This is a genomic window from Streptomyces sp. NPDC030245, from assembly GCF_055572995.1.
On the sequence record NZ_JBVICF010000012.1, the window covers coordinates 103,189 to 118,044 of the forward strand.

At 70.1% G+C, this 14,856-nt stretch carries 19 protein-coding genes; 15 read left to right on the plus strand and 4 right to left on the minus strand.

Annotated features, from left to right (window positions below):
• Window positions 1-11 precede the first annotated feature (11 nt).
• Both ACZ4Z4_RS29325 and ACZ4Z4_RS29330 read right to left on the minus strand, forming a co-directional pair.
• Window positions 12-1,367, minus strand: coding sequence for a putative T7SS-secreted protein (locus tag ACZ4Z4_RS29325; protein ID WP_468333786.1), 1,356 nt, complete (start codon window positions 1,365-1,367; stop codon window positions 12-14).
• An 88-nt stretch (window positions 1,368-1,455) separates the two neighbouring features.
• Window positions 1,456-1,752 (minus strand): hypothetical protein, encoded by a 297-nt coding sequence (locus tag ACZ4Z4_RS29330; protein WP_468333789.1) that lies wholly within the window; start codon window positions 1,750-1,752, stop codon window positions 1,456-1,458.
• Window positions 1,753-2,013: 261 nt separating this feature from the next.
• Between ACZ4Z4_RS29330 and ACZ4Z4_RS29335 the strand changes: the two genes are divergently transcribed.
• The 5 genes from ACZ4Z4_RS29335 (at window position 2,014) to ACZ4Z4_RS29355 (ending at window position 5,058) form a co-directional block, all read left to right on the plus strand.
• Window positions 2,014-2,529, plus strand: coding sequence for a hypothetical protein (locus ACZ4Z4_RS29335; RefSeq protein ID WP_468333792.1), 516 nt, complete (start codon window positions 2,014-2,016; stop codon window positions 2,527-2,529).
• 182 nt (window positions 2,530-2,711) lie between these two features.
• Window positions 2,712-3,161: a hypothetical protein gene (locus ACZ4Z4_RS29340; protein ID WP_468333795.1), complete on the plus strand. Its 450-nt coding sequence runs from the start codon at window positions 2,712-2,714 to the stop codon at window positions 3,159-3,161.
• Window positions 3,162-3,257: 96 nt separating this feature from the next.
• Entirely contained in the window at window positions 3,258-3,812 is a 555-nt protein-coding gene (locus ACZ4Z4_RS29345) for a DinB family protein (RefSeq protein WP_468333798.1), read from the plus strand.
• Between the two features lie 69 nt (window positions 3,813-3,881).
• Window positions 3,882-4,523, plus strand: coding sequence for a hypothetical protein (locus ACZ4Z4_RS29350; RefSeq protein ID WP_468333801.1), 642 nt, complete (start codon window positions 3,882-3,884; stop codon window positions 4,521-4,523).
• Window positions 4,524-4,533: 10 nt separating this feature from the next.
• Entirely contained in the window at window positions 4,534-5,058 is a 525-nt protein-coding gene (locus ACZ4Z4_RS29355) for a barstar family protein (protein WP_468333804.1), read from the plus strand.
• Window positions 5,059-5,143: 85 nt separating this feature from the next.
• Here ACZ4Z4_RS29355 and ACZ4Z4_RS29360 read toward each other — a convergent pair whose 3' ends face one another.
• Together ACZ4Z4_RS29360 and ACZ4Z4_RS29365 are read right to left on the minus strand one after the other, a co-directional pair.
• Window positions 5,144-6,028, minus strand: a complete 885-nt coding sequence (locus ACZ4Z4_RS29360) for a S1 family peptidase (protein ID WP_468333807.1) — start codon at window positions 6,026-6,028, stop codon at window positions 5,144-5,146.
• Between the two features lie 176 nt (window positions 6,029-6,204).
• Window positions 6,205-7,188, minus strand: a complete 984-nt coding sequence (locus tag ACZ4Z4_RS29365; protein ID WP_468333810.1) for a hypothetical protein — start codon at window positions 7,186-7,188, stop codon at window positions 6,205-6,207.
• 430 nt (window positions 7,189-7,618) lie between these two features.
• Between ACZ4Z4_RS29365 and ACZ4Z4_RS29370 the strand changes: the two genes are divergently transcribed.
• From ACZ4Z4_RS29370 to ACZ4Z4_RS29415, 10 genes are all read left to right on the plus strand, one after another.
• On the plus strand, window positions 7,619-8,344 hold the full coding sequence (locus tag ACZ4Z4_RS29370; RefSeq protein WP_468333813.1) for a hypothetical protein: 726 nt from the start codon (window positions 7,619-7,621) through the stop codon (window positions 8,342-8,344).
• Between the two features lie 17 nt (window positions 8,345-8,361).
• Entirely contained in the window at window positions 8,362-9,198 is an 837-nt protein-coding gene (locus ACZ4Z4_RS29375; protein WP_468333817.1) for a hypothetical protein, read from the plus strand.
• Window positions 9,195-10,505: a CpaF family protein gene (locus tag ACZ4Z4_RS29380; protein WP_468333820.1), complete on the plus strand. Its 1,311-nt coding sequence runs from the start codon at window positions 9,195-9,197 to the stop codon at window positions 10,503-10,505. Before ACZ4Z4_RS29375 ends, ACZ4Z4_RS29380 begins: the two co-directional genes overlap by 4 nt.
• A gap of 7 nt (window positions 10,506-10,512) precedes the next feature.
• Window positions 10,513-11,562 (plus strand): type II secretion system F family protein, encoded by a 1,050-nt coding sequence (locus tag ACZ4Z4_RS29385; RefSeq protein WP_468333823.1) that lies wholly within the window; start codon window positions 10,513-10,515, stop codon window positions 11,560-11,562.
• Entirely contained in the window at window positions 11,559-12,488 is a 930-nt protein-coding gene (locus ACZ4Z4_RS29390; RefSeq protein WP_468333826.1) for a type II secretion system F family protein, read from the plus strand. Before ACZ4Z4_RS29385 ends, ACZ4Z4_RS29390 begins: the two co-directional genes overlap by 4 nt.
• A 65-nt stretch (window positions 12,489-12,553) precedes the next feature.
• Complete coding sequence (locus ACZ4Z4_RS29395) at window positions 12,554-12,814, plus strand: hypothetical protein (RefSeq protein WP_362996635.1); 261 nt, start codon at window positions 12,554-12,556, stop codon at window positions 12,812-12,814.
• A gap of 40 nt (window positions 12,815-12,854) precedes the next feature.
• A complete protein-coding gene (locus tag ACZ4Z4_RS29400; protein ID WP_468333829.1) occupies window positions 12,855-13,331 on the plus strand; it encodes a TadE family protein in 477 nt (158 codons plus the stop codon).
• Entirely contained in the window at window positions 13,331-13,777 is a 447-nt protein-coding gene (locus ACZ4Z4_RS29405; RefSeq protein ID WP_468333832.1) for a TadE/TadG family type IV pilus assembly protein, read from the plus strand. The genes ACZ4Z4_RS29400 and ACZ4Z4_RS29405 overlap by 1 nt, the downstream gene beginning before the upstream one ends.
• Window positions 13,774-14,265, plus strand: a complete 492-nt coding sequence (locus ACZ4Z4_RS29410) for a TadE/TadG family type IV pilus assembly protein (protein ID WP_468333835.1) — start codon at window positions 13,774-13,776, stop codon at window positions 14,263-14,265. Before ACZ4Z4_RS29405 ends, ACZ4Z4_RS29410 begins: the two co-directional genes overlap by 4 nt.
• Before the next feature lie 109 nt (window positions 14,266-14,374).
• Window positions 14,375-14,755 (plus strand): hypothetical protein, encoded by a 381-nt coding sequence (locus ACZ4Z4_RS29415; protein ID WP_468333838.1) that lies wholly within the window; start codon window positions 14,375-14,377, stop codon window positions 14,753-14,755.
• Window positions 14,756-14,856 lie beyond the last annotated feature (101 nt).

The following is a 14,856-nucleotide window of genomic DNA, read 5'->3' on the forward strand; positions in this document are numbered from 1 at the left end:
ACGCGCTTCTCTCACCATCGCGACGTCCCCGGCAGCGGCGTCGTCATACGGTCCTTCATCCTGCCGTACTCGCCGTCGGAGACCGCGTCGCCGCCCTTGTCCGCGGCGTCCAGGCCGGTGCCGACCGCCCACGAGCCCCGGAGCGCGTCCTTCTGGCGTGCGGCCTCGCGGGCGTTCTCCGCCAGCTTGGTGTTGTCCGGGTAGGTGTCACGCCACTTGTTGATGTCCTTCATCTGCTTGCCGAGCTGGGCGTCGCCGAGCATGCTCGCCTTCTCCTGCGCGGTGATCTGGGGCATCTCGGCGTCGCGCACCTCGTCGCCCGCCTTCTTGCCGGCCGTGCGGTTCTTCTGCTCCATCTTGAGGCGGCGGGCCCGGTTCCGCTGGCGGTCGCCGCCCGACCTGCCGCCGCCCTTCTTCTCGCCCTTGGCCGCGTTCTTCATGGCGTTCTTACGGGTCGCGGCCGCGCTGGACTGGGCGCCCTCCTTGGCCACTCCGGCGGCGGTCTTGCGGGAACTCTGCTGCAACGCCTTGATGGCCTTGGCGGCCTTCACGCCGTTGCGCGCCATCTTGAGCGCGCCGATGTCCATGACGACGTCGAACCATGATCCGTTGCCGGTCGCCGCCATCAACAGGTGGGCGGCGGCCACGACGATGGTCAGGGCGAGCGCGATGACACCGAGCGCGGGGAAGAACATGGCGGCGATGCCGACGACCGTGGCGAGCCAGCTGAGCTTGTCCGCCCAGTCACCGATCCAGTCGGCGTCGGCGACCCAGGCCTTGAAGTCGTTCCACCAGCTGTCCTTCATGTCGTCGTCGATGGACTTGCGTATCTTGCCCGCGTAGTGGCTCGCGCGCTCGTCGTAGTCCCCGGCCGCGGAGTTGAGCCGCCCGCGGGCGTCCTCCAGGTCCTCCTTGGCCTTCTTCAGGGCCGGGTCCTCGGTGTCCGATCCCTTGTCGCCCTTTTTGTCCTTGTCGTCGCCGTCCTTGGCCTTCTTGTCGGAGTCGGGCTTGCTCTCGTGGGCGTCGATGATGCGCTTGGCTTCCTTGGCATCGCCGAGCGCCTTGTCGGCCCGCTTCTGGAACCCTTCGAGATCCTCGGCCCAGCCGGAGAGGTGACCCTTGACCTCCCGGTAGCGGTCCTCCGCCTCGTCGAGTTTGCGGCCGAGGGCGCGGGAGTCCTCGCCCAGCTTCTCCGCGTACTTGCCCTTGAGGTTGTCGGCGTCCGCCATGGCGTTGAGCGCCTCGGCCTGCGTGCGCAGGTACTCGGCGATCTTCTTCATGTGCTTGACCTGCTCGCGCACCGCCACGGGGTCACCCGGCACGGGGTCGCTCTCGCGCAGCGGTTGCCAGTCCTTGGGCCTAGCCATTTCTTTCTCCCCCGAATGCGTGAAGCATGCTCGCGCGGTCCGATCGGGCGGTGCGGAGTACGCACCGCGCGAAACGCACTACGCAGCGCTACTTCTCTTTCTTCTTGCCCGACTTCGACAACTGGTCTTCCAGCTTCTTGAAAGCGTCCCGCGTGTTCTCGACCATCTTTCCGACCTCGCCGAGAGATTCGAGAAGACGTTTGCGGTTCTTGTCCCAGTTGTCGACGAAGTCACCCATCGCATCCTTGATGTCGGATGCACCGACCGCCGACTTGATGTCGTCCTTCCATTCGCCGAGGTTCTTGAACTCGGTCTCGATGGCGCTGAGTTGGCTGGCCGACGTGTTGAGCAGCTGAAAGTCGACGACCAGGTCGGATCCGGACATGTCTCCCCGTTCTTGCTGTCCCGCCGTCCGTGCTTGCCGTTCTTGCCGCGCTTGCCGTACGTGTCGTACGTGCCGCGCTTGCCGGATTTGTGTCGCATCTCGGCCTCATTGGCGCAATGCATACGGTACTTAAGCGGGGTCCCGCATTGCACAGGGCACTACTTTGCCATGATCATGCCCCTCCGTAGGCGCCCGTTCTGTGGATGTCCTGGGGAAGTGAGGGGGCCCGGACCCGGTCGCGCACCTCCCTAAGGTGGTGGCATGTACATCTCGCCGCACGCTCTCGACGGCAGTCGCCGGCACCGTCTCGCCGTCGGCACGATGCTCTTCCTGTTGACGCTGATACTCGGGGTGGGGCTGACCTTCGGCGCGTTCGGCGACCGCGTCGGGTGGGTGATGCGGTTGGGGCTCGGGGCGGCGGCGGTGTCCGTCTGGGCGGTGGCCTGGTGGTGTGTGCGGTACTGGTACGCGGCGTACTGCGAGGGCCGCCGCGAGGAGCCGGTCCCCCAGCCCGGTTTCTGGCCTTGGCTGCTGCCCTGGGGTGTGGTGGTGACGTGCTTCGCCGTCACCGGCATCCGCAGTCTGTACGCCGGTGACAGCAAGGGATGGTTCTCGATCGGCGTCGCCGGGCTCTTCGGAATGCCCGCGATCGGCGTGCTGGTCGGCGTGCTGTACGGCCTGGTGAGCGATGCGCGGTCCGGGCGGCGGCGTGCGGCTGCCCCGGAGGCCGTGGGGGAGGTTGAGCGGCCGCGGAGGAATTGGGGGCCGATTGGTTGAGCGGGGGAGGAGGAAGCGGAGGGGACGGGGGAGGGGGTGAGAGGGCGACCGGGAATGGGTCCGGGCGCAGCTCGGGACGGGCAGGCCACCTGTCTGAAAGCACACGTCCACTCTCGGCCGAGCCCCCACAAGTTCCAGCCGCGTCGCCTGCCCCTTTCACCCCGCACCGTAGGGAGGTCGCCATGGACTTCACCACCGCACTCTCCGGGCGCCCCGGAATCGCCCCACTTCTCGGCATGGAAGCCGCTTGGCAGTGGTCCCCCAACCCATCGTTCAGCTTCACCGCCGCGCTCAGCCATGACCGTGAGCACTTGCTCCAGGTCAATGTGCGGGGAGCGAACGACGAGGGCTTTGTACGGGAGATCCTCGAATTCGGACGCGAGCGCAGTGCGGAATTCGTCGGGGCCGAGACCCACCTGACATCCCTCGAAGGTTTCCGGTACGAAGGCAGCCCTTTCGACGCCGTGGGTGTCGTGGCGCCCGCGGTGCACGGTTACCACGCGAATACCGATCCCGTAGCGCGGAGGGAAGTTCCGTCGAGTGGGAGAACCGGCACGGGCAGGTGCGGCGGGTGGAGTGGGTCGGCGGTGTCTGCGCGGTGGACCTCGGCGGAGGCGAGCGGCGTGAGGTGACGATCGCCGGGCTTCAGGAGCTGGGCCGCGCCGACGTGCACAGGTGAACGCCCGTCCGCTGAGACAGCGCCGCCCCATCCCCGCGATGATGACCCGATGCCAGACGAAACCATCACCTCCACCTCCACCACCACCCCCATCCCCGCCCCCACCCCCCGAACCGAACCCCCGCACGCCCCCGCCGACGAATGCGCCTCCCTCACCGCCTTCCTCCAATACCAGCGCGAGACCCTCGCCATGAAGTGCGCGGGACTGACCGGCGAGCAGCTCAAGGAGCGGGCCGTGCCGCCGTCCGACATGTCGCTGCTCGGGCTGGTGCGGCACCTCGCCGAGGTCGAGCGCAGCTGGTTCCGCAACGTCCTCAACGGCGAGGCGCTCCGCGCCAACTGGCAGGGCCGGCTCCCCGGCGAGCACGCCGACTTCGACGTGGCGGACGCCGACCCCGACGAGGCGTTCGAGGTCTGGCACGCGGAGTGCGCCCGCTCCCGCGCCATCGTGGACGCCTTCGACTCCCTGGACGTCACCGTCGACTTCCGCGACGACACGTACTCGCCGCGCTACGTCCTCACGCACATGATCGAGGAGTACGCCCGCCACAACGGCCACGCCGACCTGCTCAGGGAGCGGATCGACGGAGCCACCGGGGAGTAGCCGCCCGGCGGCGCCCCCGTAGGCTGGCGGCCGGAAACTTCGGACCGGGGGACGGGGAGAGTGCCAGCCATGGCCCGCTACACAGCACCGCAGACCATCGCGCGCGGCGGATTCAGCATCAAGGTGCCGGAGACGTGGTGGGAGTTCGACGTGCGGCCCGAGTCGCGTGACGCCGCCATCCGGCAGATGATCAACGACCGTGTCCGCGCCCGCCCGGAGCTGGCCCCGCACCGGGAGACCTTCGAGGGGTTCCTGCGCAAGGCGTCGAAGGACGCCTGGCAGTCCGGCGCGCTGTACTGCGGTTGCATGGCGGAGAGCTTCGGCGGCGATACGCCGGTCACGGGCTCGGTCACCGTCTCCCTGGTCGGCGCCCGCACACCGAACGGCGACGTGCTCCCCACCGACCCGGACCGCATCGTCGCCCAGCTCGGCGTGCGCGAGGCCAAGCGGGAGGGCGACGCGTGGCGGAAGGTCACGACGGTCGACATCCCGGGCGTCGGCCTCGCGGCCCGTACGTACGGCATCGAGGACATATCCGTGGACGGCGACGAGCGTACGATCCGCGTCGTCCTGATGCAGACCTTCATCCCGGTCCCCGGCCAGGAGGGCAAGGTCGCCCTGGTCTCGGGCAGCAGCCAGGTCCTCGACCTGGCGGACTCGTTCTTCGACATCTTCGACGCGGTGACTTCTACGTTCCGCTTTGTGGAGTAGGGGGGCCGGAGTGGGGACCGACGCCCCCTGGGTCGTCTTCGTGCCCAAGGGAACGGCCGAGGTCCAGCGGCAGCTGCGCGCCCTGGAGGTGGCGGGCGGCACGGTGGTCTGCTTCGCCGCCGCAGACCTGCTGACCGAGCAGGGAGTCCACTCCGCCTTCGCGAAGGCACTCTGCTTTCCCGGCTATTACGGCAACAACTGGGATGCCTTGGTGGACTGCCTGGACGACTTGTGCGGGGCGGTCACGCGGGGTGTCGGCGTCGCGGGCGTCATCCGCGACGCGGACGCCTTGCTGGAGGCGGACCATTTCCCCCTGTTCGTATCGGTCCTCTGCCAAGGAGCGGACCGCGCGAATTCCGCGGTGGACCTCGACGGAGACCCTCTGGACCGCCCCGCCAGGGTCCAGTACTTCGTCTTCGAGTTCAGTGCATTCGACCCGGGGAAGATCGCGCTCAGGGTTCGGCAGCCCGACCTGGTCGTGACGGCGGGAGACGGGTTCGTGGCGGCTGCGCTCGACCCTGCCGCATGGCACTGAGGTCGCCGGCGCCGCCGGTGCGTGCCGGGCGGCCCGGGGCCGTGGAGATTCACGCCCCGGGCCGCCCGCCCGCATCACCCCGCCGTCAGCGGCGGTTCAACGCCCGCTTGATCTTCTTGCCCGAGCGCGACTCGTCCAGCGTCTTCCACAGCTTCGACGAGCTCAGCGACGTGTAGACGCCGGGTGCGCCCTGCGCGCCGCAGCCGTCGCCGTAGGAGACGACGCCGATGAGGATCGGGGCCTCGCGGCCGGGGACCTTGCGGAAGATGGGGCCGCCGCTGTCGCCCTGGCAGGAGTCCTTCGTCTCCACGCCGGCGCAGAAGTTGACCTTCGCGTCGTACTCCTTGTAGCTCGTCCTGCACTCCGCGTGGGAGAGGATCGGGACCCGCACCTGGCGCAGGCGGTCCGGCGTGTGGGTCAGCTCCGTGTCCGTGTTGCCCCAGCCCGCGACCGTCGCCTTCTGGCCCGGGCGGATCAGCGCGTCGGTGCCCTGCGTGGGGAGCGCCACCGCGGAGATGCCGCGGACCGGCTTCTCCAGCTGGAGGAAGGCGACGTCGTACGCCTCCTTGCCCTGGAGGTAGCGCGGGTGCACGACCACGCCGTCCTTGGCGATGTTGCGTATCTGGCCCTGCCGGGAGGACAGGACGGTACGGCCCACCGCCACCTGGAGGGTCTTCGCCTTGACCGGCTTGCCCGCGTCGTCGACCAGGCAGTGCGCCGCCGTCACGACCATGTCCGGCGTGACCAGGCTCGCCCCGCAGAACTGCCGGTCGCGCGCGCTGCCCGCGCCCTTGTCCAAGACCGCCGTCATGAACGGGTAGGAGTCGTTGGGGACTTCGGTGCCGCCGATGATCGCGTGCGCGGCGGGCGCCGAGGTGGCGACCATCGCGAGGGCGGCGGTGGTCGCGGCAAGGCCCGCGGCGACGGAGGTCTTGCGGGAGGGGGTGGTGGGGGTTCTCTTGAAACGCATGGGGGGTGGTTTCTCTTTCGTACGGCAGGAATTGCGGAATTCACTCGACGCGCGAAAGGTCCGTACCAGAACTGCCGGCAGCGCCCGCAGCTCGAACCGCATGTGATTAGCCGTTCAACAATCTCGCACGGTTCCCCTCGCGCTGAAAGGAGAGAGGGGGAATGCGTCGCGCGGGTTCATTCCGGTGAGCGTTCGCTTTCCTCCGCGAGCAACTTCTGTAGGACGGGGGACAATTCCGGCACCCGGGCCGCCCCTGCCGCCTGCGCCGCCGCCAGCGCCCGGACGTACGTCACCGCCTCCTCGCGCAGCCGTCGCCTTTCCCGGCCCTGACGGCTGCCCGCCAGCCACGTCACGATCGCCAACGGGATGAGCAGGCCCGCCAGGTAGCCGACCGGGGCGTCCTGCGTGTGGCCCCAGGCCATGCCGATGCCGCCCGCGAACAGCAGGATCCAGCCCGCCTCGTCGTGCCAGCCGCCTTCGTCCGCCCTTGCCTCGTATTCCGCCACGGCGTGCGGTTTGGGCGGGATGGTGATGGGTGGGGTGGCCGCAGCTGGGGGAGCGGGCAGGGCCGTGGGCGCTTCGGGTGCTTCCTGCCCTTCGTGCGCCTTGTACGCCTCGTGCGCCTCGTGCACCCCGTGCGCCTCGTGCACCTCGTACGAAGGAATCGGCTCCGCCCCCTCCCCGGACCTGCCCTCCGAGCGGCCCACCAGCCAATCCGGTACGTGCGTCACCGGCGCCCCGTGCGCCCGCGCGAGCCCCAGCACCTCGCGGTACCCGGCCAGCAGCGGATGCCGCAACTCCCGTTTCCAGCGGCGCCATACGAGCACCCAGAGCCAGATCCCGGCCACGATGAGGAGCGCCGCCGGGGCGAGCAGGACGCCCCTGGGCTTCTCCGTCAGGGCGGGGACCGCGGAGGCGCCGAACGGCCAGCAGGCGCCCGCGACGATCGCCAGTGCGCCCAGCCGGCCCGGTGCGCTGTTTCCCGCCCCACGCACCGCCTTGCGGCGCTCGGCCAGGAGGGCCGAGGTCGCCGCGTCGTCCGTGTAATCGAAGCCGCGGCGGGCTCCGACGGCTCGTACGGCCGTCAGAAGTCGCGGGTCGGCGGCGAGAGTTGCGTGGGTTATGGGGAGGAGTGCGGGGTGTTCGGTGGGGGTGCCCATGGTGGAGCCGTGCCCCTTTCACGTGCGCAGCGATGAACGGTTCGGCGGGTGGGAACCGGGCCCACCCCTCAGGCGTCACTCCTGAGGTCGACGGATCATGGCACGGCGCGTGGCGCGGGGCATGGTGCGGTGCGGCACTTCGCGTACGCACACATATCCACCTCCCGAAAGAGGCAGAAAGTCGGCACGGTCCAAGTGGGGAGCAGCAAGTAGGAACCAAGCAGCGGGGATTGCGCGTGCATAACGATGAGAACTGTGAGGTTCGCGATCTTTAACGCGCCTTGAGGGGCTTATGTGCTGCTGATACGGTGCGATGACTTGACACTGGACCTGGGACTGAATGACCCGTCCGAGACGCGGCGACAGAGCCGCGAGTGTCACAAATGACGGAATTTGACCGAATCTTCTTGGGTGTGCGGGGAGCAGTTGCGTGAAGATCCAGGAGCGTACGGGGGCGGGCACCAACCGTTCTGCCGCACCGGTTCAGCCGGGAGTCGGTGAGCGCCTTCCCGCGCCGCCTCGCGAGCGCAAACCGGCACTCGCCGCCCTCGCCGTCCTCCTCATCCTCGTCGGCGCCCTCGGCGCCACCGTGCTCGTGCTGCGCGCCGGTGACCGCATCGAGGTCGTGAAGGTCGTCAAGGAGATCCAGGCCGGCGAGTCGCCCGTCGTCGGCGAGAACATCAAGTCCGTGATGGTCGCCGAGGACACCTCCATCAACTACGTGCCGTGGGAGAAGGCGGAGGCGCTCGCCAAGCTCAAGGCCAAGAGCACCATCCCCGGCGGCACCGTCGCCGTCGGCGAGATGTTCGGCGCCAAGAGCGGCCTGCCCGCCGGGAAGGCCTCCGTCGGCCTCTCCCTCAAGGAGGGGCAGTACCCCTCCGACCTGAAGGTCGGCGACACCGTCTCCGTCTTCCCCGTCCTGTCGAGCACCTCCACCGGCAAGGGGTCGAGCGGCGGCAGCAGCGGTTCGGCGAGCGGTACGCCGTTGGTCGCCGAGGCCAAGGTGAACACCATCGCGGACAAGAGCGACGCCACCGTGAGCACCGGCAACCAGAACATCACCCTCGTCGTCCCGCAGGAGGAGGTCGCGGCCCTGGCCAGCGCGGCATCCGAGGGCAAGGCCGTCGTGGCCCGCGTCTCCGACGACAACAACTAAAGGCGAGTACAAGAGACATGGCGCTCATCGCTCTCGCCGCCGACAAGGGATCGCCCGGCGTCACCACCGCCGCGGTCGCGCTCGCCGCCGTCTGGCCGCGCCGCGTGCTCGTGGCGGAGACCGACCCCGCGGGCGGCGACCTGGTCTACCGCAGTGCCGCCGCGCACGGCGGACCGCTCAACCCCAACACCGGCATGCTGTCCATCGCGGCCACCGCACGCCGCGGCCTCGTTCCCGACCAACTCTGGGACCATGTCCAGCCGTTGAGCGGAGGCCTCGAAGTCCTCGTCGGGCTCGGGGTGGCCGAGCAGGCCGCCGGGCTCGCCGGGCTCTGGCCCACGCTCGGCCGCGCCTTCTCCCAGCTCGCCGACTCGCCGCACGCGCCCGCCGACGTCATAGCCGACTGCGGCCGGATCAGCGGTGACGGCCCGGCCGTCGAGCTGTTCCCGCACGCGGCGCTCGTGCTGCTCGTCTCGCGCACCGAGCCCGAGGCGATCGCGCGTGTCCGCGACCGCGCCGCGGCCCTCGCCGCCAAGCTGCACGGCGGCCCGAGGGGGGCTGCTTCCCTGGCGCAGCCGCTCATCGGCGTACTTCTGATCGCCGACCCCTCGACATCGGCGAAGCTCGTCCACCAGGTCAACGACATGCTGATGGCCGCGCAGACCGGTGCCCGCGTCGTGGGCACGCTGGCCGACGACCCGGCGGGCTCCGACCAGTTGGCGGGCCGCCGCCGCGGGCGGCTCGACAAGTCGCTGCTCATCCGCTCCGCCCGCAAGGTCACCGTCGACCTGTACCAGCAGTACGGCGCCGCCTGGACCAACCCCGTCGCGCAGCAGCCGGGGACGGGCCGATGAGCGCACCCGTCGATCACCAGCTCGTCAAGCGGTTCCGGCAGGATGCCGGTGACCGCATCGCCGAGCAGCGCCGTCTCGACCAGGTCTCCGGCGTCACCCCGATGTCGGGCGAGGACGAGCGGCACTACGCCCGCGCCGTCATCGCGCAGATCCTGGAGGAGTACGCGCGCGCGGAGATCAACGCCGGGCGCACCCCCCTCGACGCGGAGACCGAGGAGCAGTACGCGGCCGCCGTCCACGCCGCGCTCTTCGGCGTCGGACGGCTCCAGCCGCTGCTCGACGACCCCGAGGTCGAGAACATCGACATCAACGGCTGCGACCAGGTCTTCGTCGGATACGCCGACGGCCGCGAGGTCAAGGCCGACCCGGTCGCCGAGACGGATGAAGAGCTCGTCGAGCTCATCCAGGTGCTCGGCGCGTACTCGGGCCTGTCGTCCCGCCCGTTCGACTCCGCCAACCCGCAGCTCGACCTGCGGCTGCCCGACGGCTCGCGTCTGTCGGCCGTCATGGACGTCACGCGCCGCCCCGCCCTGTCCATCCGCCGCGCGCGCATGGGCAAGGTCTTCATGTCCGACCTGGTGGGCAACGGCACGCTGACCCCCGAGATCGGGCACTTCCTCGCCTGTGCCGTCCGCGCCCGCAAGAACATCATGATCGCGGGCGCGACCAACGCCGGAAAGACCACGCTCCTTCGCGCCCTCGCCAACGAGATCCCGCCGCACGAGCGCCTGGTCACCGTCGAGCGCGCCCTGGAGCTCGGCCTCGACCAGTTCGCCGACCTGCACCCGAACGTCGTCGCGTTCGAGGAGCGGCTGCCCAACTCCGAGGGCCAGGGCGAGATCACCATGGCGGAGCTGGTGCGCCGGTCCCTGCGTATGAACCCCTCCCGCGTCATCGTCGGTGAGGTGCTCGGCGACGAGATCGTGACCATGCTCAACGCGATGTCGCAGGGCAACGACGGCTCGCTCTCCACGATCCACGCCAACAGCTCCAGCGAGGTCTTCAACCGTATTTCCACGTACGCGCTTCAGGCCTCCGAGCGGCTTCCCATCGAGGCGAGCCAGATGCTCGTCGCGGGCGCGGTCAACTTCGTCGTCTTCATCCAGCGGCGCAACAACTACCAGTCCGGCGGCAAGCTCCAGCGCATGGTGACCTCGGTCCGCGAGGTCAACGGCGTCGACGGCCGCGTCCTGTCCAGCGAGGTCTTCGCGGAGGCCCCCGACGGACGGGTCGTCGCGCACGCGCCGATCGCCTGCATGGACGAGCTGGCCGCGTTCGGCTACCGGCCCGCCGGGCAGTGGGGGTGAGCACGACATGAACACCATCGCCGCTCAGGGCGGCCTCGGCTCCATGGGCGGGCTCTTCTCGCTGCCCGTCCTGTACGCACTCGGCTGCGGCGTCGCCGCCGGCGGCGGCATCGCGCTGCTCGCCGTCGCGCTCCGCGGCCTGCCCGTCAAGCCCGCGCACGAGAAGCACCGGGCGAGCGAGCGCGCGAGCGAACTGGTCCGCTTCGTGGGCCGGCGCGGCTCCGCCGCCATCGGCGTGGGCCTGGTCGTGCTGCTCCTCACCCGCTGGGCCGTCGCGGGCATCGCCTCCGGCATCCTCGTCTTCTTCTGGGACAAGCTGTTCGGCGGCGCGGCCGAGGAGCGCGCGCAGATGAAGCGCGTCGAGGCCCTCGCCGCCTGGACGGAGTCGCTGCGCGACACCATCGCGGGAGCGGTCGGTCTGGAGCAGGCGATCCCCGCGTCCGCGCGGGCCGCCGCCCCGGTGCTCCGCCCGCACCTGGACGCGCTCGTGGACCGCCTCCGCGCCCGCACCCCGCTCCCGGAGGCCCTCCAGATCCTGGCCGACGAGATCGACGACGCCTCGGCCGACATCATCGTCGCCGCCCTCATCCTCAACGCCAAGCTGCGCGGCCCCGGCCTGCGCCAGGTCCTCGGCGCGCTCGCCAAGTCGGCGCGCGAAGAGGTCGACATGCGCCAGCGCGTCATGGCGCAGCGCGCCTCGACCCGCCGCTCGGTGCAGATCGTGGTGGCCGTCTCGATCGCGTTCGTGCTCGGCCTGTCCATCTTCAACCGCGAGTTCGTCGAGCCGTACGGCACGCCCGTCGGCCAGCTGGTCCTCGCCATGGTCTGCGCTCTGTTCGCGCTGGGCTTCTGGTGGCTGCGGAAGCTGTCGACGGTGGAGACGCCGGACCGCTTCCTGGTCAAGGACGAGCCGGGCGTGCAGTTCGTACGTCCCCGGGGCCCCGGCGGCACGCCCGTGCCGGGCGGCCCCGAGCAGGCCCCGCAGTTCGGCCGTCCCGGCCCGGCCCCGCAGGCCGTGCCCGGTTACACCAACCCGTCCGAGGGGGTACGTCGATGAGCCTGACGATGCCGGTGGTGATCGGCGCGATCCTCGGCCTCGGCGTCTTCGCCCTCGTCCGCGCGCTGATGCCGTCGAAGCGCAGCGCCGTCGCGACGGTGGCCCGCATCGACGCGATGCGGGCGCGCGGCGCGGCGTACGAGTCGCAGCGGGCCACGTCGGACACGGAGAGCCCCGGGCGCTTCGGCACGCTGCGCGGCCGCGTGGGCACGCGGGTCGCGGACTTCTACCTCCAGCAGGGCTGGGAACAGCGGTCGTTGCGGGCCGACCTGGCGGTCCTCGACCGCAGCTGGGAGAAGTTCCTCGCGACGAAGGTGCTGCTCGCCGCGGCCGGTGTGTTCTTCGGGCCGTTCCTCTTCGCCGTGGTCTACACGCTCGGCCTCGGCCGCAGCCCGGTCATCCCGGTCTGGCTCGCGCTGATGTTCGGCGCGCTCTTCTTCTTCCTGCCGGACCTCGAAGTACGCAGGGACGCGGCAGAAAAGCGGCGCGACCTGCGCCGCGTCATCGGCGCCTATCTGGACCTGGTGTCGATGAGCCTCGCGGGCGGCCGCGGCCTCCCGGAGGCGCTCATGGCGGCGGCGGAAGTCTCCGACGGATGGGCGACGCAACGAATCCGAAGCGCGCTGGCCGACGCCCGCATCACCGGCGTCAGCCAGTGGCAGGCCCTCGGCTCGCTCGGCGAGGAACTGGGCGTGGAAGAGCTGAAGGACCTGTCGGCGTCCCTGGCGCTGGTGGCGGACGACGGCGCCAAGGTGCGCGAATCGCTCGCCTCCCGCGCGGAGACGATGCGACACCGCGAACTGGCCGAGATCGAGGGCAGCGCGGGCGAGAAATCCCAGTCGATGCTGGTCGCGCAGCTGCTCCTGTGCGCGGGTTTCCTGGTCTTCCTCATCTTCCCGGCGGCGATGCGCGTGTTCCAGGTCTAGACGGCGTCGGCGACAACGGGGGCCGGCGCTTCTTCCCCCCACCACATCTGAGAGGACAACTCACCATGGACAGCCAGAACGGACGTAACTTCAGCACCGGTGTCCCCGGGCTGGACTTCATGATCACCTTCCTCCAGGGGCGCGTCCAGCGCGCCCGCTCCGGGGAGCTGGACCGGGGCGCGTCCGCGGTCGAGTGGGTCATCATCTCGGCGGTCGTCGTGGCGATCGTCGGAGTGGTGGCCGCCGTCATCAACGCCGCGCTCAAGGGCGGCGCCGACAAGGTGAGCGACTGCATCGAGGGCGCGGACGCCGGCAGCACCTGCTGACGGGCTGCTCTCGGGGCGCGGGGGGATCGCGGGGGAACGCATGGTGAAAGGCGACGGGGTTCGGGTGCGGGGATCGCGGGGAGTACGGGCATTCGTACGCCGCAGGGTGGAGGCCGCCTCCACCCGCGGCGAGTCCGGCATGACCGCGATCGAGTTCGTGCTGCTCACCCCGGTGCTGTTCTTCATGATCTTCGCGACGGTCCAGTTCGCGCTGTACTTCTTCGCGGACCACGTCGCCCAGGCGGCGGCGCAGGCGGGCGCCCGCAAGGCACGGGCCACCGCCGACGAGAACGCGGGCGGCTGGCGGGGCGAGGCCCGCGACGCGGCCGACGCGTACATCCGCCAGCTCGGGCCGAAGCTGGTGCTCGGCCCCGACGTGAAGACGATCCAGCCGGAGCAGAACACGGTCGGCGTGGAGATCACCGCCCGGGTCCCCACGGTCTTCCCCGGGCTCGACCTGAACGTGCACGCGCGGTCGGCGGGGCCCGTGGAGCGGTTCGTGGAGGAGAACGGCTGATGCGGAACCTTCCTGAAGACCGCGACCTCCGTGAAGACCGGGGCCTCCGTGAAGACCGGGGCCTCTCGACCGTCGAGGTCGTGATCCTCGCCCCGGTGATGATCCTCTTCATCCTGGTCCTGGTCGCCTTCGGCCAGCTCGTCGACGGCCGGGGCGCCATCGACGGCGCGGCCCGCGACGCGGCACGCGCCGGATCGATCCAGAAGGAGCACGGCACCGCGCTGGCCGAGGCGCGCAAGGCGGCGCGGGCGAACCTGGCCGACGTCTGCTCGGGCCCGGTCTCGGTCGTCCAGAAGAGCACCGGCTTCGACGAGAAGGTCGACCCGTTCTTCACGGTGGAGGTCAGCTGCGAGGTCAGGGGCCTCGCCATGCTCGGCCTGGACATCCCGACGACGCTGGAGGCCACCTTCAGCTCACCGCTCGACCCGTACCGGAGGTCGGCGTGACACACCACCGCTCCGTGACCGGCGCCGCCGTCCGGCGTGCCGCGCGCGACTGGTACGCGTCCCGGCGCGCGCGCCTCGACGACCGGGGCTCGGGTGCCGGAGCCGTCATCATCTTCGGCCTCGTCTTCCTCGCCCTCGCGGCGTTCGTCATCGACGGCGGGCTCTCCATCTCCAAACGGGAGCGCGCCGCGGACATCGCGGAACAGGCCGCGCGCTACGCCGCGCAGGACCTCCAGCTGGAGGACATCTACGAGGGAGCCAAGGGCGCGCCCATCAACTTCGAGAACTGCGGCGCCCGGGTCAAGGCCTTCGTGGAGGAGGCGGGCCTCAAGGGCGCGGACGTGGCCAACACCCACTGCGTCACCGCGAACCCGCAACAGGTCGAGGTCGAGGTGCAGATGACGTACAGCCCCGTGTTCACCGGCATGTTCTACGGCGGGGACGTCACGGTGAAGGGGCGCGCGGTGGCGGAGAACGAGGTCGGCTGAGGCCGACGGCACCGGTGGCGACGACAGAACGACACAGGGACATCGGGACCTAGGGACTCAGGGACTCAGGGACTCAGAGACTCAGGCACACAGGGAGGGGACAACGGAAATGGGCGGCAAGGGCAAGAGCGACCTCTCGATCCCACTCACCGACCTGGAGGACTACGGCAGCCGGCTGCGCTCCATCAAGACGCGCATGAACCGCACGAAGAAGACCTTCGAGTCCTACAAGGACGACATCGGCGACGGCGGCGTCTACGACTCCCTGGAGGACTTCGAGTCCAACTGGGAGGACGGCCGCGAAGACATCGGCCAGCAGCTGGACCAGCTCGCCGACCTGTCCGACGCGGTCGTCCGCGAGTTCAAGAAGCTGGACGACGACCTGACCAAGAAGGTGAACGACGCGGTGAAGGAAGGGAAGGCCGGCAAGGGCGGCGGCAAGGACGGTGCCAAGGGCGACGGGAAGGGCAAGGCCTCCGGCGCCGACTGACCTCCGGCGCCGACTGACCTCCCGCCCCTTCCGTACCATCACATCGGTCGGCTCCCCGACCCCTCCGCCCACCCACTCCTCCCCACAGGACACCAGGACAC